This window comes from Mycobacterium sp. IDUB_21, from assembly GCF_055419425.1.
In genome coordinates this window covers 62,261-82,974 of sequence record NZ_JBVAXQ010000005.1, presented here as the reverse complement: position 1 = coordinate 82,974, position 20,714 = coordinate 62,261, and the positions used below count along the sequence as shown (strand labels likewise).

Annotated in this window: 20 protein-coding genes; 8 read left to right on the top strand and 12 right to left on the bottom strand. The window is 69.2% G+C overall.

Annotation, left to right across the window (positions count from 1 at the left end; genetic code table 11):
- Position 1 precedes the first annotated feature (1 nt).
- Together ACZYY4_RS09455 and hisD are read right to left on the bottom strand one after the other, a co-directional pair.
- Positions 2–1,129: a histidinol-phosphate transaminase gene (locus ACZYY4_RS09455; RefSeq protein WP_463809979.1), complete on the bottom strand. Its 1,128-nt coding sequence runs from the start codon at positions 1,127–1,129 to the stop codon at positions 2–4.
- A 14-nt stretch (positions 1,130–1,143) separates the two neighbouring features.
- Positions 1,144–2,460: a histidinol dehydrogenase gene (gene hisD, locus ACZYY4_RS09450; protein ID WP_463809978.1), complete on the bottom strand. Its 1,317-nt coding sequence runs from the start codon at positions 2,458–2,460 to the stop codon at positions 1,144–1,146.
- A 172-nt stretch (positions 2,461–2,632) separates the two neighbouring features.
- Here hisD and ACZYY4_RS09445 point away from each other — a divergent pair, with 172 nt between their 5' ends.
- Entirely contained in the window at positions 2,633–3,037 is a 405-nt protein-coding gene (locus ACZYY4_RS09445) for a nitroreductase family deazaflavin-dependent oxidoreductase (RefSeq protein ID WP_463809729.1), read from the top strand.
- Positions 3,038–3,060: 23 nt separating this feature from the next.
- Positions 3,061–3,471, top strand: a complete 411-nt coding sequence (locus tag ACZYY4_RS09440) for a nitroreductase family deazaflavin-dependent oxidoreductase (protein ID WP_463809728.1) — start codon at positions 3,061–3,063, stop codon at positions 3,469–3,471.
- Positions 3,472–3,477: 6 nt separating this feature from the next.
- On the opposite strand, the gene nadC is transcribed toward ACZYY4_RS09440, so the two are convergent.
- Genes nadC through nadA form a run of 3 tightly spaced genes read right to left on the bottom strand, consistent with a single transcriptional unit; the run spans position 3,478 to position 6,967 of the window.
- Positions 3,478–4,332, bottom strand: a complete 855-nt coding sequence (nadC, locus tag ACZYY4_RS09435) for a carboxylating nicotinate-nucleotide diphosphorylase (RefSeq protein WP_463809977.1) — start codon at positions 4,330–4,332, stop codon at positions 3,478–3,480.
- A gap of 11 nt (positions 4,333–4,343) precedes the next feature.
- Complete coding sequence (locus ACZYY4_RS09430; protein WP_463809727.1) at positions 4,344–5,918, bottom strand: L-aspartate oxidase; 1,575 nt, start codon at positions 5,916–5,918, stop codon at positions 4,344–4,346.
- Positions 5,915–6,967 (bottom strand): quinolinate synthase NadA, encoded by a 1,053-nt coding sequence (gene nadA / locus ACZYY4_RS09425; protein ID WP_463809726.1) that lies wholly within the window; start codon positions 6,965–6,967, stop codon positions 5,915–5,917. The genes ACZYY4_RS09430 and nadA overlap by 4 nt, the downstream gene beginning before the upstream one ends.
- Positions 6,968–7,013: 46 nt before the next feature.
- On the opposite strand from nadA, the gene ACZYY4_RS09420 reads away from it, so the two are divergent.
- Both ACZYY4_RS09420 and ACZYY4_RS09415 read left to right on the top strand, forming a co-directional pair.
- Positions 7,014–7,724 carry an NUDIX hydrolase gene (locus ACZYY4_RS09420; protein ID WP_463809725.1) on the top strand — a complete coding sequence of 237 codons (711 nt, stop codon included), beginning with the start codon at positions 7,014–7,016 and terminating at the stop codon, positions 7,722–7,724.
- 25 nt (positions 7,725–7,749) lie between these two features.
- Positions 7,750–9,087 carry a lipase family protein gene (locus ACZYY4_RS09415; protein WP_463809724.1) on the top strand — a complete coding sequence of 446 codons (1,338 nt, stop codon included), beginning with the start codon at positions 7,750–7,752 and terminating at the stop codon, positions 9,085–9,087.
- Here the strand turns inward: ACZYY4_RS09415 and ACZYY4_RS09410 are convergent.
- From ACZYY4_RS09410 to bioB, 3 genes are read right to left on the bottom strand one after another with little or no spacing between them, the layout of a single operon-like run.
- On the bottom strand, positions 9,053–9,694 hold the full coding sequence (locus tag ACZYY4_RS09410) for a DUF2567 domain-containing protein (RefSeq protein ID WP_463809976.1): 642 nt from the start codon (positions 9,692–9,694) through the stop codon (positions 9,053–9,055). The genes ACZYY4_RS09415 and ACZYY4_RS09410 overlap by 35 nt on opposite strands.
- Positions 9,695–9,753: 59 nt before the next feature.
- Positions 9,754–9,990 (bottom strand): biotin synthase auxiliary protein BsaP, encoded by a 237-nt coding sequence (bsaP, locus tag ACZYY4_RS09405; RefSeq protein WP_463809723.1) that lies wholly within the window; start codon positions 9,988–9,990, stop codon positions 9,754–9,756.
- Positions 9,991–10,004: 14 nt separating this feature from the next.
- Positions 10,005–11,027: a biotin synthase BioB gene (bioB, locus tag ACZYY4_RS09400; RefSeq protein WP_463809975.1), complete on the bottom strand. Its 1,023-nt coding sequence runs from the start codon at positions 11,025–11,027 to the stop codon at positions 10,005–10,007.
- A gap of 116 nt (positions 11,028–11,143) precedes the next feature.
- On the opposite strand from bioB, the gene ACZYY4_RS09395 reads away from it, so the two are divergent.
- A complete protein-coding gene (locus tag ACZYY4_RS09395) occupies positions 11,144–11,725 on the top strand; it encodes a TetR/AcrR family transcriptional regulator C-terminal domain-containing protein (RefSeq protein ID WP_463809722.1) in 582 nt (193 codons plus the stop codon).
- A gap of 19 nt (positions 11,726–11,744) precedes the next feature.
- Here ACZYY4_RS09395 and ACZYY4_RS09390 read toward each other — a convergent pair whose 3' ends face one another.
- From ACZYY4_RS09390 to ACZYY4_RS09375, 4 genes are read right to left on the bottom strand one after another with little or no spacing between them, the layout of a single operon-like run.
- On the bottom strand, positions 11,745–12,254 hold the full coding sequence (locus ACZYY4_RS09390; RefSeq protein ID WP_463809721.1) for a 2'-5' RNA ligase family protein: 510 nt from the start codon (positions 12,252–12,254) through the stop codon (positions 11,745–11,747).
- Between the two features lie 3 nt (positions 12,255–12,257).
- Positions 12,258–12,938, bottom strand: a complete 681-nt coding sequence (gene bioD, locus ACZYY4_RS09385; RefSeq protein ID WP_463809720.1) for a dethiobiotin synthase — start codon at positions 12,936–12,938, stop codon at positions 12,258–12,260.
- Positions 12,935–14,092 (bottom strand): 8-amino-7-oxononanoate synthase, encoded by a 1,158-nt coding sequence (locus ACZYY4_RS09380; RefSeq protein WP_463809719.1) that lies wholly within the window; start codon positions 14,090–14,092, stop codon positions 12,935–12,937. Before ACZYY4_RS09380 ends, bioD begins: the two co-directional genes overlap by 4 nt.
- A gap of 32 nt (positions 14,093–14,124) precedes the next feature.
- Positions 14,125–15,417, bottom strand: a complete 1,293-nt coding sequence (locus tag ACZYY4_RS09375) for an adenosylmethionine--8-amino-7-oxononanoate transaminase (RefSeq protein WP_463809718.1) — start codon at positions 15,415–15,417, stop codon at positions 14,125–14,127.
- Positions 15,418–15,578: 161 nt separating this feature from the next.
- Here ACZYY4_RS09375 and ripD point away from each other — a divergent pair, with 161 nt between their 5' ends.
- The 3 genes from ripD (at position 15,579) to glgX (ending at position 20,708) form a co-directional block, all read left to right on the top strand.
- Positions 15,579–16,262, top strand: coding sequence for an NlpC/P60 family peptidoglycan-binding protein RipD (gene ripD, locus ACZYY4_RS09370; protein ID WP_463809717.1), 684 nt, complete (start codon positions 15,579–15,581; stop codon positions 16,260–16,262).
- 82 nt (positions 16,263–16,344) lie between these two features.
- Complete coding sequence (locus ACZYY4_RS09365) at positions 16,345–18,570, top strand: acyltransferase family protein (RefSeq protein WP_463809716.1); 2,226 nt, start codon at positions 16,345–16,347, stop codon at positions 18,568–18,570.
- Positions 18,561–20,708, top strand: coding sequence for a glycogen debranching protein GlgX (glgX, locus tag ACZYY4_RS09360; RefSeq protein WP_463809715.1), 2,148 nt, complete (start codon positions 18,561–18,563; stop codon positions 20,706–20,708). The genes ACZYY4_RS09365 and glgX overlap by 10 nt, the downstream gene beginning before the upstream one ends.
- Positions 20,709–20,714 lie beyond the last annotated feature (6 nt).

The following is a 20,714-nucleotide window of genomic DNA, read 5'->3' as shown; positions in this document are numbered from 1 at the left end:
CCTACTCGTCGGTGGGTGGCTCGGCCAATTCGGTGACGACAAGTTGTGCGCTGGCGGCCAACAGGGCGTCGTTCTCCTCCGGCAATCCGGTGGTGGCGCGCAGGTATCCGGCGATGCCGACATCGCGGATCAGGATGCCGGCATCCAGATAGCGCTGCCATGTTGCTGGCGCATCGGCGAACCGGCCGAACAACACGAAATTCGCGTCGCTGGGGATGACCTGAAATCCCATGGCGGTCAGCGCCGCACAGACCCGTTCCCGCTCGGAGATGAGCTGTGCAACGCTGCCCAGGGTGTCGTCGGCGTGCCGCAGTGCGGCGCGGGCGGCCGCCTGGGTGACCACCGACAGGTGATAGGGCAACCGCACCAGCAGCATCGCGTCGATCACCGCCGGGGCGGCGATCAGGTAGCCGAGCCGGCCGCCGGCGAACGCGAACGCCTTGCTCATCGTGCGGGTGACGATCAGCTTGGCCGGATAGTCGCCGATCAGCCCGATCGCGCTGGGCTGCGACGAGAATTCCCCATAGGCCTCATCCACGATCACGATCCCCGGCGCGGCGTCGAGCAGACTGCGCAGCTCATCGAATGAAATGCTCTGCCCGGACGGGTTGTTGGGGCTTGCGACGAACACCACATCGGGTTTGTGCTCGGCGATGGCCGCTACGGCGACAGCGACGTCCAGGCCGAAGTCGCCGGCCCGGTTCGCGGCCAGCCACTGCGTCTGGGTGCCGTCGGAGATGATCGGGTGCATCGAATACGACGGGACGAATCCGATTGCGCTGCGGCCGGGCCCGCCGAACGCCTGTAGCAGCTGCTGCAGGATCTCGTTGGAGCCGTTGGCCGCCCAGACGTTCTCCGACCCGACCTCGACACCGATCTGGGTGCTCAAATAGCGGGCCAGGTCAGTGCGCAGCGCCACCGCGTCGCGGTCGGGATAGCGGTGCAGCTCGGCTGCTGCGTCACGCACTGAAGCGGCGACGTCGTCGATCAGCGCCGCACTCGGCGGGTGCGGGTTCTCGTTGGTGTTCAGCCGCACCGGCACCTCCAGTTGCGGCGCCCCGTAGGGCGACTTGCCGCGCAGGTCGTCACGCAGCGGCAGGTCGGCGAGCGTGATGTCGCGGCCCGGCAGCCGGTCGATGCCGGTCACTGTTCGAACCTCCGCCGGACCGCTTCGCCGTGCGAGGGCAGGTCTTCGGCGCGGGCCAGCGCGATCACGTGCCCGCTGACATCCTTCAGTGCGGCCTCGGTGTAGTCGACGACGTGGATACCGCGCAGGAAGGTCTGCACCGACAGCCCGCTGGAGTGCCGGGCACTGCCCGCGGTCGGCAGCACGTGGTTGGAGCCCGCGCAGTAGTCACCGAGGCTGACCGGCGCATACGGGCCGACGAAAATCGCTCCCGCCGAACGGATCCGGGCCGCCACCGCGACGGCGTCAGCGGTCTGGATCTCCAGGTGCTCGGCGGCGTAGGCATTGACCACGCGGATACCGGCGTCCAGGTCGTCGACCAAGACGATCGCCGACTGAGGTCCGGTCAGCGCCGTGGTGACCCGCTGTTGGTGCACGGTGGTCTGCAGCTGCGCCGCCACCTGGCGATCGGTGGCATCAGCCAGTTCGGGACTGGTGGTGACCAGCACGCTGGCGGCCATTTCATCGTGCTCGGCCTGGCTGATCAGGTCGGCGGCCAGATGCGCCGGGTTGGCGGTGTTGTCGGCGAGGATCGCGATCTCGGTGGGGCCGGCTTCGGCGTCGATGCCCACCTGCGAACGGCACAGCCGTTTGGCCGCGGTCACGTAGATGTTGCCCGGCCCGGTGATCATGTCGACCGGGGCCAGTTCGGCCTGATCTGTGTCGGTGCCGCCGTAGGCCAGCAGGGCGACCGCCTGGGCGCCACCGACCGCCCAGACCTCGTCGACGCCGAGCAACCGGGCCGCGGCCAGGATCGTCGGGTGCGGCAGGCCGCCGAAGGCAGCCTGCGGCGGGCTGGCGATCACCAGTGAGGGCACCCCCGCGGTCTGGGCCGGGACGACGTTCATCACCACACTGGACGGGTAGACCGCGTTGCCGCCCGGAACGTACAGGCCGACCCGCTCGACCGGAACCCAGCGTTCGGTGACGGTCGCGCCCGGTGCCAGCGTGGTGGTGGTGTCGGTGCGCCGCTGGTCGGCGTGCACCGCGCGGGCGCGGGTGATCGCTACTTCCAGCGCGGCCCGCACGGCGGGGTCCAGCTCGACCAGTGCGGCCTCCAGCGCCGCGCCCGGCACTCGTACCGCGGCCGGGCGCACCCGGTCGAACGATTCCCCGAACTCCAGTGCCGCGGCGGCCCCGCGCTGCGCGACCGCCTCGACGATCGGGCGCACCCGCGGCAACACCGCCTCGACGTCGACACCACCGCGCGGCAGGGCGGCCCGCAGCGCAGCTGCGGACAGGTTCGCGCCGCGCAAATCGATGCGCGCCATCAGCGGGGTGGTCACGCCGACCATTGTCCCAGAACGGCTCAAGTGGATTTCGCCAAGCTCGGCAGACCGGCCGGTGTCCGGTGTGCGTTCACGGCGGCGAGTGCGGAATCCGGGGGTGTTGGACAGCACGACTAGGGTGGTGAACAGATGGACCTCGTGAACGGAGTCGCCTGAATTGTCTGGCAATGAGCACCCCAAGAGCGTGCCCGGGGTGCCTTACATCTTCCCGGACTGGCTGGACTACCTGCAGCGCAAGATCGAAAGCCCCATAGTCAAACGATTCCACCTCCCCACCTTCGCGGTGTTCGAGCATCGGGGCCGCAAGTCCGGCAACCCATACCGGACCGTGGTGCGCGCGTTCTGCAAGGGCCAGCGGCTGGCGGTGATGCTCGGCCACGGCAAGGCAGACTGGGTCAAGAATGTCCTGGCCGCCGGCGAGGCCGACGTGCACTTGTTCCGGCGCGACGTGCACATCACCAACCCGCGGATAGTGCCGATCGGCGGCGACACCAGCGGTCTGCCCTGGATCGTCCGCCGGGCAGCTGGCCGGGTCGGGATCTTGGTCGCCGATATCACCTGAACCCTTCTAGGAACGGAGTGGCCATGGCCGCCAACGCTGATCGCAACAACGACTCGAGCCTGCCGGTGGTTTTCCCGCCGTGGCTGGACCGGGTGCAGATCAAATACATGAACCCGGTGGTCAAACCGCTGTCGCGATTTCTGCCTGGCACGTCGGTGATCAAGCATCGGGGCCGCAAGTCCGGCAAGCCCTACGAGACGGTGGTGACGACCTACCGCAAGGGCGATGTGCTGGCGATCGCGCTGGGCCACGGTAAGGCCGACTGGGTGAAGAACGTGCTGTCCGCCGGGGAGGCCGACGTGCGGTTGTTCCGCAGCGAATTGCACCTGACCAACCCGCGGATTCTGCCGGCCGGCACCGCCGACACGTCCCTGCCATGGGCGGTGCGGCTACAGAACCGCAAAGTGGCGGTGCTCGTCACCGACATCGCCTGAGCCTGCCTACATGTCGAGGCCGATATCGAGCACCTGTACCGAATGGGTGAGTGCACCCACGGCCAGGTAGTCGACGCCGGTGCCGGCGTAGGCGGCCGCACTGTCCAGGGTCAGTCCGCCGGATGACTCCAGCAGCACCCCGGGCGCCCGGGAGTCGCGGCGCTGCGCCGCCATCTGGGTCTGCCAGACTTCGAAGTTGTCCAGCAGCACCAACTCGGGCCCCTCGGCGAGCACTTCGTCGAACTGCTCCAGCGAATCGACCTCGACCTCGCAGGCCACTTCGGGAGCGGCCGCGCGGACCGCGCGCAGCGCCGCGGCCACCGACCCCGCCGCGGCGACGTGGTTGTCCTTGATCAGCGCTGCGTCGCCCAACCCCATCCGGTGGTTGACCCCGCCGCCTACCCGTACCGCGTACTTCTGCAGCACCCGCAGACCCGGCAGCGTCTTGCGGGTGTCGCGGATCTGCGCCGACGTGCCGTCCACGGCATCCACCCAGGCGGCGGTGGCGGTGGCGATCCCGGACAGGTGACACACCAGGTTGAGCATGGTGCGTTCGGCGGTCAGCAGGCCTCTGGTGTCGGCCTTCAGGCTCAACACCGGTGCGCCGGGCTCCAGTCGGGCACCGTCGGCCACTCGGTCCAGCACCTGGTAGCCGTCAGCACCGAGTACCTCGTCGAGCACCAGCAGGGCGACGTCGACGCCGGCGATCACCCCGGCCACCCGGGTCACCAGTGCTGCCTCGGTCACCGCATCGGCCGGCACCGTCGCCGTGGTGGTGACATCGGGCCCGTAACGCAGGTCCTCGTCGAGAGCCCGGGCGATGATCTGGCGGGCCTCGCCGAGTTCGGTCTGCGACAGCATCCGCGACGGTGTCACGACGCCACCGCCGTCGGCGCCTCGAGCACGACCGCGCCGTCGCGCAGTCGGACCGTGGTGCTGCGGGCCTGGCCGGGGTCGGCGCCGGAGTACTCGGCCCGGTGGTGGCAACCCCGGCTCTCGGTGCGCCCCAACGCGGCCCCGGTGACCACCCGGGCGGCCAGCGTCAACGCTGCGTCCTCGAAACCGGTCCGGTCGGCGGCCGTCCGCTCCGTGGCGGTCGACAGCAGATCGTTCAGCCGCCGCAGCCCGTGCGCGTCGCGGACCACCGAGGCATCGCGGGACATCGCCTGTTGCAGGGTCTGTCGGTCAAGGGTGGCCCACCCGTCCGCCCCGGCTGCCTCGGCGCACACATGCCCGGCTGCCACGGCGTGCGCCGCTGCCGCCGATCCGGCGCGTTCGCCCACCACCAAGCCCTCCAGCAAGCTGTTGGAGGCCAACCGGTTCGCGCCGTGCATACCGGTTCTGCCCACCTCGCCGGCGGCGAACAGACCGGGCAGCTCCGTGCGGCCGGTGACGTCGGTGACGACACCACCGCAGCTGTAGTGCGCGCCCGGCACCACGGGGATCGGTTGGCCGGCCGGGTCGATACCGGCGGCCCGGCAGGCCGCGGTGACGGTCGGAAACCGGCTCTCGAAGCCGGCGATACCGCGGGCGTCGAGGTAGACGCAGGGGTCTCCGGTCTCACGCAGCCTGGTGTCGATGGCACCCGCCACCACGTCACGCGGCGCCAGGTCCCCCATCGGGTGCAGTCCCGCGGTAACCGAGTCGCCCCGGGAGTCGATCAGTGTCGCGCCCTCACCGCGTACCGCCTCGGTGACCAGCGGTCGGCGACCTCCGGCGCTCCCGTCGTAAAGCATCGTCGGGTGAAACTGGATGAATTCCAGATCGCTGACCGCAACGCCCGCTCGTAGCGCCAGGGCCACCCCGTCGCCGGTGGCACCGCCGGGGTTGGTGGTCGCCCGGTACAGGTGGCCCAGACCGCCGGTGGCCAGTACCACCGACGGCGCGTGGATCACCCCGATCCCGTCGGCGTTGGCCACCAACACACCGGTGGCCGCGTCGTTGTCACGCAGGATCTGCAGCACCACCTGGCCGTAACGGATGTCCAGACCGGCCGCGGCGTGATCCAGTGCGCGCTGGACCTCGGCTCCGGTGGCATCGCCGCCGGCATGAATGATGCGTCGCCGCGAGTGCCCGCCCTCGCGGGTGATCGCCCAACTCCCCTCGGGATCCCGGTCGAATTGTGCACCGGCACCGGCCAATTCGGCGACCGCACGATAGCCGTCGGCCACGATCGAGGTCACCGCGTCGCGGTCGCACAATCCGGCGCCCGCGGCCAGCGTGTCGGCGACGTGAGCTTCCACCGAGTCGTCGGTGCCCGGCAGCACCACCGCGATCCCGCCCTGGGCGTAGTGCGTCGCGGTCACTGCGTAACCGGTGTCGGCCTTGCTGAGCACCACCACGTTCCGGCCGGCGCGACGTGCAGCACGGGCCGCGGCCAGCCCGCCGACCCCGGTGCCGATGACGACGACATCGGCCCGCTGCTGCCAGCCGGGGCCACCGGTCACTTGCTGACCGGGGCGGAGTGTCCGATCGAGACCATGCGCTGCACGCTGCGCGCCGCCAAGCGCGCCGTCTCCGGGTCGACATGGATCTCGTCGGCGCCCTCGGTCAGGCTGCGCAGCAGGGCCGCCGGGGTGATCATCTTCATGTACTTGCAGGCCGCCTTGGAGTTGACCGCCTCGAAGTCGACCTGCGGCGCCGCCTTCTGCAGCTGGTAGATCATGCCGATCTCGGTGGCCACCAGCACCTTGCGGGCCTGGGTACGCCGGGCCTCCTCGAGCATTCCGCCGGTGGACAGGATCTTGACCCGCTCCTCGGGGAAGTGACCCTCGCCGACCAGGTACAGCGCCGAGGTCGCACACCCGCACTCCGGATGCACGAACAGCTCGGCGTCCGGGTTGGCTCGCGCCTTCTCCTCGAGTTCGTCCCCGTTGATCGCCGCGTGCACGTGGCACTCGCCCGCCCAGATGTGCATGTTCTTGCGCCCGGTGACCCGCTGGACATGCTGGCCCAGGAACTGGTCGGGCAGAAAGAGCACGTCGCGGTCCGGTTCGATCGCGTTGACCACGTCGACGGCGTTCGACGACGTGCAGCAGTAGTCGGTGAGCGCCTTGACCGCCGCCGTGGTGTTCACATAGGACACCACCGCCGCGCCGGGATGGTCGTCGCGCCAGGCCTGCAGATCCTCGGCGGTGATCGAGTCGGCCAGCGAGCAACCCGCCCGGGCGTCCGGGATCAGCACCGTCTTGTCCGGGGAGAGGATCTTGGCGGTCTCGGCCATGAAGTGCACGCCGCAGAACACGATGGTGTCCGCGTCGGTCTCGGCAGCGATACGGGCCAGGCCCAGCGAGTCCCCGACGTGGTCGGCGATGTCCTGGATGGGCGGCAGCTGGTAATTGTGCGCCAGGATCGTCGCATTGCGTTCTTTTTTGAGCCGGAGGATCTCGGCCACCCACTCCTCATCGGGCTCGACACCGCTGTAGCCGGCCGGCGAGTTGACGATGCGGTCGGCCAGGCTGCCCGCCTGCACACCGGTGTCGGTGAGGGTGGTCATGGCGACTCCTTCTCGCGAATTAGGTTTTCGACTTACAATCGAAAACATGGTTCATACTAGCACCGCGCATGAAGTGCTCACCGCGGTCTTCCGGGTTGGCGACCTCGACAGCCGCCGTCCTCGACTGAACGTTCTGCTGTGGCAGCGGGCTCGGGAACCCCAGCTCGGACGGTGGTCGCTGCCCGGTGGACTGTTGCGTCACGACGAGGACGTGACGGCCTCGGCACGCCGCCAACTCGCCGAGAAGGTCGATCTGCGTGAGATCGCCCACCTTGAGCAACTGGGTGTGTTTTCCGACCCGGCCCGGGTGCCGGGAGCGCGCACCATCGCCTCGACGTTTCTGGGCCTGGTGCCCTCTCCCGCGGACCCCGAACTGCCGGGCGACACCCACTGGCATCCGGTCGACGACCTGCCCCCGATGGCATTCGACCACGCCACGATGGTGGCGCACGCGCACAGCCGGTTGGTCGCCAAGATGTCCTATACGAATATCGGATTCGCTTTGGCGCCAACGGAATTCATTATTTCTACGCTGCGCGATATCTACAGCGTCGTGCTCGGACACCAGGTTGATGCCACCAACCTGCAGCGGGTACTGGTGCGCCGCGGAGTGATCATCCGCACCGGCACCACCGCCCGCTCCGGGCGTAGCGGGGGCCGCCCGGCCGCCCGCTACCGGTTCACCGAGTCCGAGCTGCGGGTGACGGACGAATTCGCGGCACTTCGCCCTCCAGGGTGGGTCGGACTGGAATCTTAACGGTCGCTTAAGTAAGAATGCCTGGATGGACTTCGACAGCTTGGCCCGCGAAACATCTGTCGAGTGGATCGGGCAGGCTCTCCACCAGCCGCTGCAGTCCGGCGACCGTCCGCTGAAGCCTGCCGACGACCCGTTCTACGAACCACCGCCAGGCTTCCAGCACGCCGTGGCCGGCACCGTGCTGCGCTCCCGCGACGTCGAGCTGGCTTTTCTGGGCCTGATCCCCCAGCAGCTGCACGCCACCCAGCTGCTCTACCGCACCGTCGACCGCAACAACGCGCCGCAGGCGACGGTGACGACGGTGCTGGTCCCCGCCGACCGTGATCGGAGCCGTCCGTGCCCGATCGTGTCGTACCAGTGCGCGATCGACGCGGTGGACGGCCGGTGCTTCCCCTCCTACGCGCTGCGCCGGCGCGCGCGGGCGCACGGCTCGTTCACCCAGCTCGAGTTCTTGCTGATCGCCGCCATCCTGTCGCAGGGCTGGGCGGTGACGATCCCCGACCACGAGGGCCGCGACGGGCACTGGGGGGCACCGTACGAGCCGGGCTACTTCGTGCTCGACGGGGTGCGCGCCGCGCAGAACGCCGAGCAGGTGGACCTGTCCCCCGCCGACCCGGTCGGATTGTGGGGCTATTCCGGCGGCGGCCTGGCCACCGCCTGGGCGGCCGAGGTCAGCAGCGGCTACGCCCCCGAACTCAACCTCGTCGGTGTCGCGCTCGGCTCTCCGGTGGGCGATCTCGGTAACACGCTGCAACGGCTGAACGGTTCATTCTGGTCCGGCCTGCCGGCCATCATGATCGCCGCCCTGGCGCGGACCTATCCCGAACTCGACGAGGTCGTCGAGGAACACACCACCGTCAGCGGCCGGGCACTGCTGCACTCGCTGGAGTCGGCGTCCACCGCCGCGGCGGTGCTGCGCCTGCACCACCGCACGCTGGACACCTACATCGACCGGCCACTGGACCAGCTGATCGAAAACCCCGTCGTGCAACACGTCTTCGACGACACCAGGCTGGGCACCGCGGTGCCGGTTCCGCCGGTGCTGATGGTGCAGGCCATCCACGACCAGGTGATCTCCGTCGAGGACATCGACACGCTCGCCGAGTGTTACGCGGCTGGCGGCGCACGACTGACCTATCACCGCGACCTGCTCAGCGAGCACATCCTGCTGCACCCGCTGTCGACACCGATGGTGCTGGACTGGTTGCGTGACCGCTTCGCCAACCGGCCGTTGCCCGAAGGCGCGGTGCAGAGCCAGTGGCCGACGCTGCTGAACCCCAAGACCTACCTGGGCCTGGCCCGGCTGGGCCTGGTAGCGGTGCGGGTCATCACCGGTGGCGCGCTGAGCCGCCTTCCGCTGTGACGGCCGGGCTTATTCGGCAGTCCCAGCTTCGCCTCTCCTCCGTCGAGCCTCGCTGAACCGCCGGGACCGGCGCCCGGTTGGTGGGCTCGGGCGGATAGCCGCCCAGATCGTCGCGGGTGCTCCAGGTGGCGCACAGGCCGTACACCAGTGCCGCCGTCGCCGCCGGCAACAGCAGTGTCGCCGCGATCTGCAGCGGAGTGTGCCCGAAGAACACCGGCGGGGCGTCGGCGATGTAGTGCACCCGGTGCTCGGGAGACACCGGCGCACCGTCCACGTCGACCGTGCCGTATCGGCGGTGCACCGAGGCGCTGCCGATCAGCACCGCCAGCGCCGCGCCGGCGGTCAGGCCGACCGACAGGGCGGCGACCATGCCCGGGCCCCGGTGGGCTCGCCACTGCCAGGCCAGGGTGGCAGACACCACCGCCACCACGCCCAACATCCCCAACAGCAGAAACGGCGCAACGAAGAAATGGTCCGGTTCGTGGCCCAGGTAGGCCTGTACCCGCTCGCCGCCGCGGGTCAGCGCCACCACGCCGTGGATCGGAGGGGCGACCCACGACCACAACGCACCGACCGGCAGCCCGGCGACGGCCAGCCCGGCCGCCATGGTGGCGATGGCGCCCAACCGCGAGATGCGCGGCACTCCGACCTCTCGTGCGCGCGCCACTACCCGGCTGCCAGCTCCGCGGAATCCACCACCCCGTGCCGGGAACACTTCGCCCACCACCCGTGCGGCCGGACCTGCACCGCCATCTTGCGGCCGCAGGCGGCGCAGTACCGGGGTGGCCGCAGGGCCAGCTGTGCGGCGGTCTGCGGCACCGGGCGCTCCGAGTCGCCGATCAGCGTGCCGTTGTGGACGTTGTAGACGCCGGCGCCGATCAGATCCGGCAGTTCGGTAGCCATCCGCTGTCTGCGTTCTACAGGCTGGCGCTGAGGGCTTTGATCGGCATCTTCAGCTCCTCGAGCATCTCCAGGTCGTCGTCGATGGAGCGGCCCAGCGTGGTCAGGTAGTTGCCGACGATCATCGCGTTGGCGCCGCCGAGCAGGCTGCGCTTGGCACCCAGGTCACCCAGGGTGATCTCGCGGCCGCCGGCGAACCGCAGCGTGGTGCGGGGCAGCGCCAGCCGGAAGGCGGCGATGATGGAGAGTGCCTCGAAGGCGGACAGCGGCTCCATGTTCTCGAACGGGGTGCCCGGCTGCGGGTTGAGGAAGTTGATCGGCACGTCGTCGGGGTCCAGCGCGGCGATCTGGCTGGCGAACTCGGCGCGCTGCTCCAGGGTCTCGCCCATCCCGATGATCCCGCCGCTGCACAGCTCCATGCCGTTCTCGCGGACCAGCTCCAGGGTCGCCAGCCGCTCGTCCCATTCGTGGGTGGTCACGACGCTCGGGAAGTAGGACCGGGCGGTCTCCAGGTTGTGGTTGTACTTGTGGACGCCGATCTCCTTGAGCTTCTTCGCGGTGCGCGAGGTCAGCAGACCCAGCGACGCGGCGATCGGGATGTCCAGGCCCTCGGCGCGGATCGCCTGGATGCCCTCGTCGACCTGCTTGAGCAGCTTGTCGTCGGCGCCGCGCACGGCGGCGACGATGCAGAACTCGGTGGCGCCGGTCGCCGCAGTCGCCTTGGCGGCCTCCACGAGTTCGGCCTTGTCGAGCCAGACGCCACGCACCGGAGAGTCGTCGAACACCGCGGACTGCGAGCAGAAGTTGCAGTCCTCGGTGCAGCCACCGGTCTTGAGGCTGATGATGCCCTCGACCTCGACCTCGGGCCCGCACCAGCGCATCCGGACCTCGTGAGCAAGGTCGAGCAGGTCGTCGAGGCGGTCCTCGCCCAACTGCAGCACCGCGAGCACCTGCTCGGAGTTCAGCCCCTCGCCGCGACCCAGCACCTGCTCGCGGGCCACCGCCAGAATGTCGGCGTTGCCGGTGTCAGTACTGGTCATAGCCGCCTGGGTCACCTGATGCTCCCTCAACTCGTGTCCGTGTCGTCGCTCGATCGGCATGGCGTGCGGTAGGTCGCGAAGGCCGCCTAGAACGGTGTTCAGGTTAGGGTAGCGGAGTGCAGCTGCACAAACCTGACGTGGTCGCCGCGGCGGCCACCATCCTGGACAACTACGGCATCGCCGATCTGTCGATGCGCCGATTGGCGCGCGAGCTCAACATCAGCCCCAGCGCCCTGTACTGGCATTTCGCCAACAAACAGCAACTGCTCGGCGCGGTCGCCGACCGGGTGCTGGCCCCGGCCTGCGCCCACCCGGGGCCGGGCAGTTGGCAGTGGCGCATCCAGACGGTGTGCGAACGACTGCGCGATGCGCTGCTGTCCCATACCGACGGCGCCGAGCTGGTGTCGGCGAGCCTGGCCGCCGGCCAATCGCGGGCCGCCACCGACATCGTGGCGCTGCTGGCGGAGGCGGCCACGGCGGCCGGCGTGCACGCGGATCAGGCGGTGCAGGTCGCCCGCACCGTCGTGTACTACGTGCTGGGATTCACCGCCGACGAGCAATCCCGGCTGCAGTGGGACGCCGCCGGGGCAGCCGAGATGGCGCCCGACGCCGACCCGGGAAGCGCATTCGCATTCGGGCTGGGATTACTGATCGACGGCCTGGCGGTACGGGCGGGGCTCGCCGTCCCGAGCCGCTGAAGGCAACCCGTCCCCGCGATCACCGCGAGACCGGATATTCGGTGCGGGCGTTGCCATCCCAGCGCCGCAATCCGACAAACCGGCCGGAGATATCGGAGCGTCCGGCGATGCGCTGGGCGCGGCCCAACTGAGCGGGGCCGACTCGACGGGCCAGCGTGACGTGGCCGGTCCACTGGCCCGGCAACACGTTGGGCATGGGACCGGGGATCAGGTGCGGTGCACAAATCCGATGTACCTGCGCATGCATTTCCAGCAATTCCAGGGTCGGCACCACCAGCCGTGCCAGCACACCGTGCGAGCGGCCGAAGATCAGCGTCGCGCCCAGGACACAGTCCAGCGGCAGCGGGTCGAGGACAGTGGCCAGCGCGGCGTCGACCGCGGGGTCGATGCGCTGGGCGACGGCCAGGGTGACGTGCGGACGGCTGGCCGGGGCTTGGCTGGGCACCCCGGCAGCGGCCAGGTCAGCCCATATCCGCCGGATCGTCGTCTCGGTCTCGTCGTCGAAGACCAGCTCGATCGAGTGCACCATTCCTCAGCCCACCAGGGTGCGCACCCAGTCGACGTCAAAGGCGCTGCGGCTCATGGCAGCGAACTCCGCGACGTCCAGTGTCGCCGAACCCGCCGGCAGCGCAGCGCGCACCGGCGCCAGCCGCTCCAATGCCGGCCGATTGCCGACGGCGGCCGGTCCGGGCCGCGTGGGCCAGCTGCCGATCACCAGTCCGGCGCATGGAACCCTTTGCCCGGCAAGTGATTCCAAGGTAAGAGCGGTGTGGTTGAGGGTGCCCAGTTCGGCGTTCACCACCACGAGCACGGCGGCGCCGAGGTCCACTGCCAGATCGCGCAGGGTGACGCCCTCGGCGGCCAGTTCGACCAGCAGCCCGCCGGCGCCTTCGACCAGGGTCAACCGGCCGGGCCGGTCGGCGGCGCGGATCATTGCCAGCAGGCCGGCACGGGTCGGCAATGCCATCCCGGCCTGCTCCGCGGCGGCGAGCGGGGCCAGCGGCGCCGGGTACCGGGCGGATCCGGACAGCTCGGTCACTCCCGAGAGCCGGCCGACCTCGGCCAGGTCGTCGTCGCCGTCGGCGGTGCCGGTCTGCACCGGCTTGCACACCGCCACGTCCAGGCCGGCTTGACGGGCGCAGCCGGCCAGCGCGGCGGTGGCGATGGTCTTACCGACACCGGTGCCGGTGCCGGTGATGACCAGGACGGTCATGACGACAGGACGGGGTGCTCGCGCAGCACGTCACGCAACACCCGTCGCGCCAGCTCCAGGTCGTCGGCGGTCAACGACGCCCGCGCGGTCAGCCGCAACCGCGACGTGCCCGCCGGTACGGTGGGCGGCCGGAAGCACCCCACCCGCACCCCGGCATCCAGGCAGGCGCTCGCGGCGGCCACCGCCACCTCGGCGTCCCCGAGAATCACCGAGACCACCGAGGATTCCGGCTGGTGGCCCAGCCCGCAGATCTGCGCCAGCACGCCGGCGTGCCGCAAGACGTCGGTGGCGCGGGACGGTTCGGCGACCAGCACATCCAGGGCGGCCGATGCGGCGCCGAGCGCCGCCGGGGCCAGCCCGGTGTCGAAGATGAACGTGCGAGCGGCGTCGATGAGGTGGTCTCGCGCCGCGGCCGGCCCCAGCACCGCGCCGCCCTGGCTGCCCAGCGCCTTGGACAGCGTCGTCGTCATCACCACGTCGGGCGCCCCGGCCAGCCCGACCTCGTGCAGCAGCCCGCGACCGCCGTCGCCGCGCACACCCACCGCGTGCGCCTCGTCGACGATCAGCAGCGCGCCGTGCCGTCGGCACACCTCGTGCAGGTCGCGTAGCGGCGCCAGGGCCCCGTCGGCGCTGAAGACCGACTCCGTGAGGACGAGGGCGCGCTCCTCGGTGCGGGCGGCCAGCGCCGCGGCCACGGCGTCGACGTCGCGGTGACCGGTGACGACCACCCGCGCCTTCGACAGTCGGCAGGCGTCCACCAGCGAGGCGTGGCAGTAGGCGTCGGAGACCAGCAGCGAACCGGGGCCGGACAGGCTGACCACGGCGCCGATATTGGCCGTGTAGCCCGAGGAGAACACCAAGCCCGTTGGCGCACCGACGAAGTCGGCCAACTGTTGCTCGAACCGCTGGTGCAGTTCGGTGTTTCCGGTCACCAGTCGGGACCCGCCGGCGCCGCCGCCCCAGGTGCGCAGCGCCTCGACACCACCGGCGATCACGGCCGGATGCGTCGACAGCCCGAGGTAGTCGTTGGACGCCAGGTCGAGTTCGGCGGCGACCGCGGGACGCACCCGCAGCGAGCGCCGCAGACCGGCCTGACGACGCTGCTGCTCCACCTCGGCCAGCCAGGCCAGTGGAGACAGATCCGTGCGGGTCACCGTGTGCTCCCTCGACGACAGTTGAACACCGTTCAGGTTAAGGCACGGACCACGCCGACCATGCCGGCACCGATCTGGGCGATCTGCTCGGGTGTGCAGACGTAGGGCGGCATCGCATACACCAGGTTGCGGAACGGGCGCAGCCACAAGCCCTGAGCCAGCGCGGCGGGGGTGGCCACCGCCAGGTCCACCGGCTGTGTGCATTCGATGACCCCGATGGCGCCGCACACTCGCACGTCGGTGACCCCGGGCAGGGCACGGGCCGGCTCCAGGGCGGCGGTCAGCCCGGCACTGATTCCGGCGACGCACGAGCGCCAGTCCTGGCTCAGCAGCAGCTCGGTGCTGGCCACCGACACCGCGCAGGCCAACGGATTGGCCATGAAGGTGGGGCCGTGCATCAGGGCGCCGGCCTCCCCGCCGCTGATCGCGTGGGCGATCTCGGTGCTGCACAGGGTGGCGGCCAGGCTGAGGTAGCCGCCGGTGAGCGCCTTGCCGACACACATGATGTCGGGACTGACCCCGGCATGGTCGGCGGCGAACAGCTCGCCGGTGCGGCCGAACCCGGTGGCGATCTCGTCGAAGACCAACAACACGTCGTGGCGGGTGCAGGCCTCGCGCAGATCCGTCAGGTAGCGCGGGTCGTGGAAGTGCATGCCGCCGGCACCTTGCACCACCGGTTCCACGACCACGGCCGCCAGTTCGTCGCGGTGCCGTTCCAGCTGCGCTTCGAATGCGGCGCTGTAGGCGGGGTCGTAGTCGCCCGGCACCTGCGGGGCGAACACCTGTGCGGCCAGCACGTCAGACCACAGGGCATGCATGCCGCCGTCGGGGTCACAGATGCTCATCGGGGTGAACGTGTCCCCGTGGTAGCCGCCGCGCCAGGTCATCAGCCGGTGCTTGCCGGGGCGGCCGCGGGCGCGCCAGTACTGCAGCGCCATCTTCACCGCGACCTCCACCGACACCGAGCCCGAGTCGGAGAAGAACACCGTGTCCAGTCCCGGCGGGGTGATGTCCACCAGCAGCTGTGCGAGCCGGGCGGCGGGTTCGTGGGTGAGGCCGCCGAACATGACGTGATTCATGGTGGCCAGTTGCGCGCTCAGTGCGGCGTCCAGCTTCGGATGGCCGTGGCCGTGGATCGCGGTCCACCAGGAGCTCATCGCGTCGAGCACGTCGACCGGCGCGCCATCGACGATCAGCGTCAGATAGGGGCCCCGGGCGGCCACCGCCACCGTCGGCGTCGGCGTCTCGGCGCCGATCGTGCTGTAGGGGTGCCACAGGTGGGCGGTGTCGATGGCGCTGATCTGCTCGGGACTCAACGCGGACATGACTGACGACAGTAGTGCGGGCCGCCACCGGCGTAACCGTTCGGTCACAGGTTGCGGAATTTCTCTGCAGCGGCGGCGCACGGCGCGTACACGCCGGTAGGCTCTGTGACAGAAGTGACGAATGATGCTGCCGTGATAACCGGCGTGAAAGGGGATTTCCGATGAAACGCGTCTGCGCCACCGCGATCGCACTGACGGCGGCATTGGCCCCGGCGTTGAGCGCCGCCGGCCCCGCCGGCGCTGACCCGATCGCCCAGTCCGGTCAGGGCCAACTCATCGAGCGGGTGATCCAGCGCGCGATGTCCCAGCGCGGGGTGCCCTTCGTCTATGGCGGCGGCGACATCTCCGGGCCCACCAACAATGCCAGGGCCAGAGCCGCCACCGCTCGGAGCGCGCTGACCGATCGCACCGGCCGCACCGGCCTGCCGAGCGGCCCCACGGTGGCCGGCAGCGCCACGCCGGGCCTGCCGGGGACGACGCTGCCACCCACGGTTGCCGGCAACACCACCCCGGGCCTGCCGGGGACGACGCTGCCACCCACCGCGGACGTCCCGGACACCACCACCGTCGGTTTCGATGCCTCCGGCCTGATCCAGTACGCGTTCGCCGGTGCCGGTATCAAGATGCCGCGCACCTCCGGCGAACAGTGCAGTGTCGGCCACAAGGTTCCGCCCGCGCAGGCGCTCCCCGGCGACCTGCTCTGCTACGGGCCGGGCGGAACGCAGAGCGTCGCGCTGTACCTCGGCAACAATCAGATGATCGAGGGCACCAGCCCCGCAGTGGCCGTCTCACCGGCCCGTACCTCCAACATGGTCCCCTACCTGACCCGGGTGATCGGCTCCTGACCGACGCCGCGAATACACGGCGGATGTCACAGCGGTTGGAATGCGGTTTCTACAGCCGGGTTAGGTAGATTATCGGGCGATCATGATTGCCCTGTCCCCGCCTCGACCGGCGGCAACACCTGTTGCGGCACCCTCTGCTGGGCGATCCGTTGTCAGGTCCGTATCGGCCGCCGGGTCGGCTGTCGTGATGGGAACCCGCAAGGCGGGCTTCTACCGGCACGACCTCGACGGGCTGCGTGGCGTGGCGATCGCGTTGGTGGCGGTGTTCCACGTCTGGTTCGGGCGGGTGTCCGGCGGGGTGGATGTCTTCTTGGCGCTGTCGGGTTTCTTCTTCGGCGGCAAATTACTGCGGGTCGCACTGAACCCGTCCTCGTCGCTGTCACCGGTGCCGGATCTGATCCGGCTGGTCCGCCGCCTGCTGCCCGCCCTGGTGGTGGTACTGGCCGCATGCGCGGGGCTGACCATCTGGATCCAGCCACAGACCCGCTGGGAGACCTTCGCCGACCAGAGCCTGGCCAGCCTCGGCTATTACCAGAACTGGGAATTGGCCCACACCGCCGCGGATTACCTGCGCGCCGGTGAGGCGGTCAGTCCCCTGCAGCACATCTGGTCGATGTCGGTGCAAGGCCAGTTCTACCTCAGCTTCCTGCTGCTGATCTTCGGCTTCGCGTTCGCTTTACGGCGACTGCTGCGCAAACACCTGCGAACCGCATTCGTCGTGCTGCTCACCGCGCTGACCGTGGCGTCGTTCTGGTTTGCGATCGTCGCGCACCAGTCCAACCAGGCCCTGGCCTACTACAACAGTTTCGCCCGCGCCTGGGAACTGCTGCTCGGCGCGCTGGCCGGGGCGCTTGTCCCCTACATCCGCTGGCCGATGTGGCTGCGGACCATCGTCGGCACCCTGGCGCTGGCAGCGATCCTGAGCTGCGGCGCCCTGATCGAAGGCGTACGGGAATTCCCCGGCCCCTGGGCGCTGGTACCGGTCGGCGCCACGGTGGCGTTCATCCTGGCCGGCGCCAACCGGCATGCGCATCCGGGCAGCAGCGGAAAACTGCCGTGGCCGAACCGGTGGCTGGCGGCCGGCCCGCTGGTGACGCTGGGGGCGATGGCCTACTCGCTGTACCTGTGGCACTGGCCGCTGCTGATCTTCTGGTTGTCCTACACCGGACATCGGCACGCGACGGTGTTGGAGGGCGCGGCGATCCTGCTGCTGTCGGGTGTATTGGCCTATCTGACCACCCGGTTCGTCGAGGATCCCCTGCGCTACCGCGCGCCGGCCGGAGCCGGGCCCACCCCGGTGCTGACCATTCCCTGGCGTAAGCCCTCGTCGGATTGGTGGAAACGCCCGACACTGGTCCTGGGTTCGACGGTGGTGCTGCTGGGCGTGGCGCTGACGGCCACGTCGTTCACCTGGCGAGAGCACGTCACCGTGCAGCGTGCCAGCGGCACCGAACTGGTCAAGCTCAGCAAGGACGACTACCCGGGCGCGCGCGCCTTGATCAAGCACCAGCGGGTGCCCAAGCTGCGGATGCGGCCCACCATCCTCGAAGCCAAGAAGGACCTGCCGCGTTCCACCCGGGACGGGTGCATCAGCACCTTCACCGATCCGGCCCTGATCAACTGCACCTACGGCGACCAGGAGGCAACCCGGACCGTTGCCCTGGCCGGCGGGTCGCATGCCGAACACTGGCTGCCCGCGCTCGACATCCTCGGCCAGCGGCACCACTTCAAGGTGGTCACCTACCTCAAGATGGGCTGCCCGCTGTCCACCGAGAAGGTGCCGCTGATCATGGGCAACAACGCCCCCTACCCGCAGTGCTACGACTGGGTGGGAAAGACGATGGACAAGCTGGTCGCCGATCACCCGGACTTCGTATTCACCACCGCCACCCGGCCGTGGAACATCAAACCCGGCGACGTGATGCCGGGAACCTACATCGGGATCTGGAAGAAGCTGTCCGAGAACAAGATTCCCATTCTCGGGGTCCGCGACACCCCGTGGCTGGTGCGCGACGGCGACCCGTTCCAGCCGGCGGACTGCCTGGCCTCCGGAGGTGACGCGGTGTCCTGCGGGATCAAACGCTCCGAGGTCCTGGTCGACCGCAACCCCACGCTGGATTTCGTCGGCCGGTTCCCGCTGCTCAAACCGTTGGATCTGTCCGACGCCGTGTGCGACGCGGAGCTCTGCCGCGCGGTGGAGGGCAATGTGTTGATCTATCACGATTCCCACCACCTGTCCGCCACCTACATGCGCACCATGACCGGTGAGCTCGGCCGGCAGATGGGTGCGGCCACCGGATGGTGGTGAGCTCGGTCGCCACGGTGTGGCCCGGCCACAGCTACCCGCTCGGCGCCGTCTATGACGGGGCCGGAACCAATTTCGCGGTGTTCTCCGAGGTCGCCGAGCGTGTCGAACTGTGCCTGATCGACGACCGCGACAACACCGAGTCCCGGATCGGTCTCGACGAGGTCGACGGATATGTCTGGCATGCCTATCTGCCCGGTATCGGGCCCGGTCAGCATTACGGGTTCCGGGTGCACGGGCCGTTCGACCCGTCCGCGGGCCACCGCTGCGATCCGAGCAAACTTCTGCTGGATCCGTATGGGAAGGCGTTCCACGGCGACTTCGACTTCGGTCCGGCGCTGTTCTCCTACGATCTGAGCGACCCCGAAGGCCCAGGCAACGGGGGGCCTCCCCCGGCGCTTGACTCGTTGGGCCACACCATGACCAGCGTGGTGATCAACCCATTCTTCGATTGGGCTGCCGACCGCTCACCGCGCACCCCGTATCACGAGACGATCATCTACGAGGCGCACGTCAAGGGCATGACCCAGACCCATCCCGGAATCCCGGAAGAGCTGCGCGGCACCTACGCCGGACTGGCGCACCCGGTGATCATCGAGCACCTCAAGTCGCTGAGCGTGACCGCGATCGAACTGATGCCGGTACACCAGTTCCTGCACGATCATCGCCTGTTGCAGCTGGGACTGCGTAACTACTGGGGGTACAACACATTCGGGTTCTTCGCGCCGCACAACTCCTACGCGGCCAGCCGCCAGGCCGGCGGCGCGGTGGCGGAGTTCAAGGCGATGGTGCGCGCCTTCCACCAGGCGGGCATCGAGGTGATCCTCGATGTGGTCTACAACCACACCGCCGAAGGCAACCATCTGGGCCCGACGCTCAACTTCCGCGGCATCGACAACGCCGCCTACTACCGGCTCGACGAAGACGATCCACGCTTCTACACCGACTACACCGGCACCGGAAACAGTCTCAACGCCCGGCATCCGCACACCTTGCAGCTGATCATGGATTCCTTGCGCTACTGGGTTACCGAGATGCACGTCGACGGATTCCGCTTCGACCTCGCCTCGACACTGGCCCGGGAACTGCATGACGTCGATCGACTGTCCGCGTTCTTCGATCTGGTGCAACAGGATCCGGTGGTCAGCCAGGTCAAGCTGATCGCCGAGCCCTGGGACGTCGGCGAAGGCGGCTACCAGGTGGGCAACTTCCCGGGGCTGTGGACGGAATGGAACGGCAAATACCGCGATACCGTGCGCGACTACTGGCGCGGCGAGCCGGAAACCCTCGGCGAGTTCGCCTCCCGGTTGACCGGGTCCTCGGACCTGTACGAGGCGACCGGCCGGCGTCCCAGCGCCAGCATCAACTTCGTCACCTGCCATGACGGTTTCACGCTGGCAGACCTGGTGTCCTACAACGAGAAACACAACGAAGCCAACGGCGAGGACAACCGCGACGGGGAGAGCTACAACCGCTCGTGGAACTGCGGTGTCGAGGGGCCGACCGACGACCCCGCCGTCCTGGCGTTGCGCGCGCACCAGATGCGCAACATCATGGCCACCCTGTTGATCAGCCAGGGCACCCCGATGATCGCGCACGGCGACGAGATGGCCCGCACCCAGCACGGCAACAACAACGTCTACTGTCAAGACTCCGAGCTGTCGTGGATGGACTGGTCGTTGCTCGACAAGAACGCCGACCTGCTGGCATTCACCCGAGCATTGACCGCCCTGCGCACCGCGCATCCGGTCTTCCGCCGGCGCCGGTTCTTGCAGGGCCGGCCGATCCTCGGCGGCGGCGAGGTGCGCGACATCGCCTGGCTGACGCCGGCCGGACACGAGATGACCCAGCAGGATTGGGACAGCGAATTCGGCAGGTGCGTCATGGTTTTCCTCAACGGCGAGGCACTGCCCGAACCCGATGCCCGCGGCCAGCGCATCATCGACGACTCGTTCCTGTTGTGCTTCAACGCCGGTGAGACGCCGCTGGACTTCGTCACCCCGAATACCGAGTACGCGCAGAGTTGGCAAGCGGTGATCGACACCGCCGATCCCTCCGGCGACAGCGATCTCGCGGTCCAGGCCGGCCAGGCCGTGACGGTGACGGCACGCTCGCTGACGATCCTTCGGAAGAGCAGCTAGACCGGT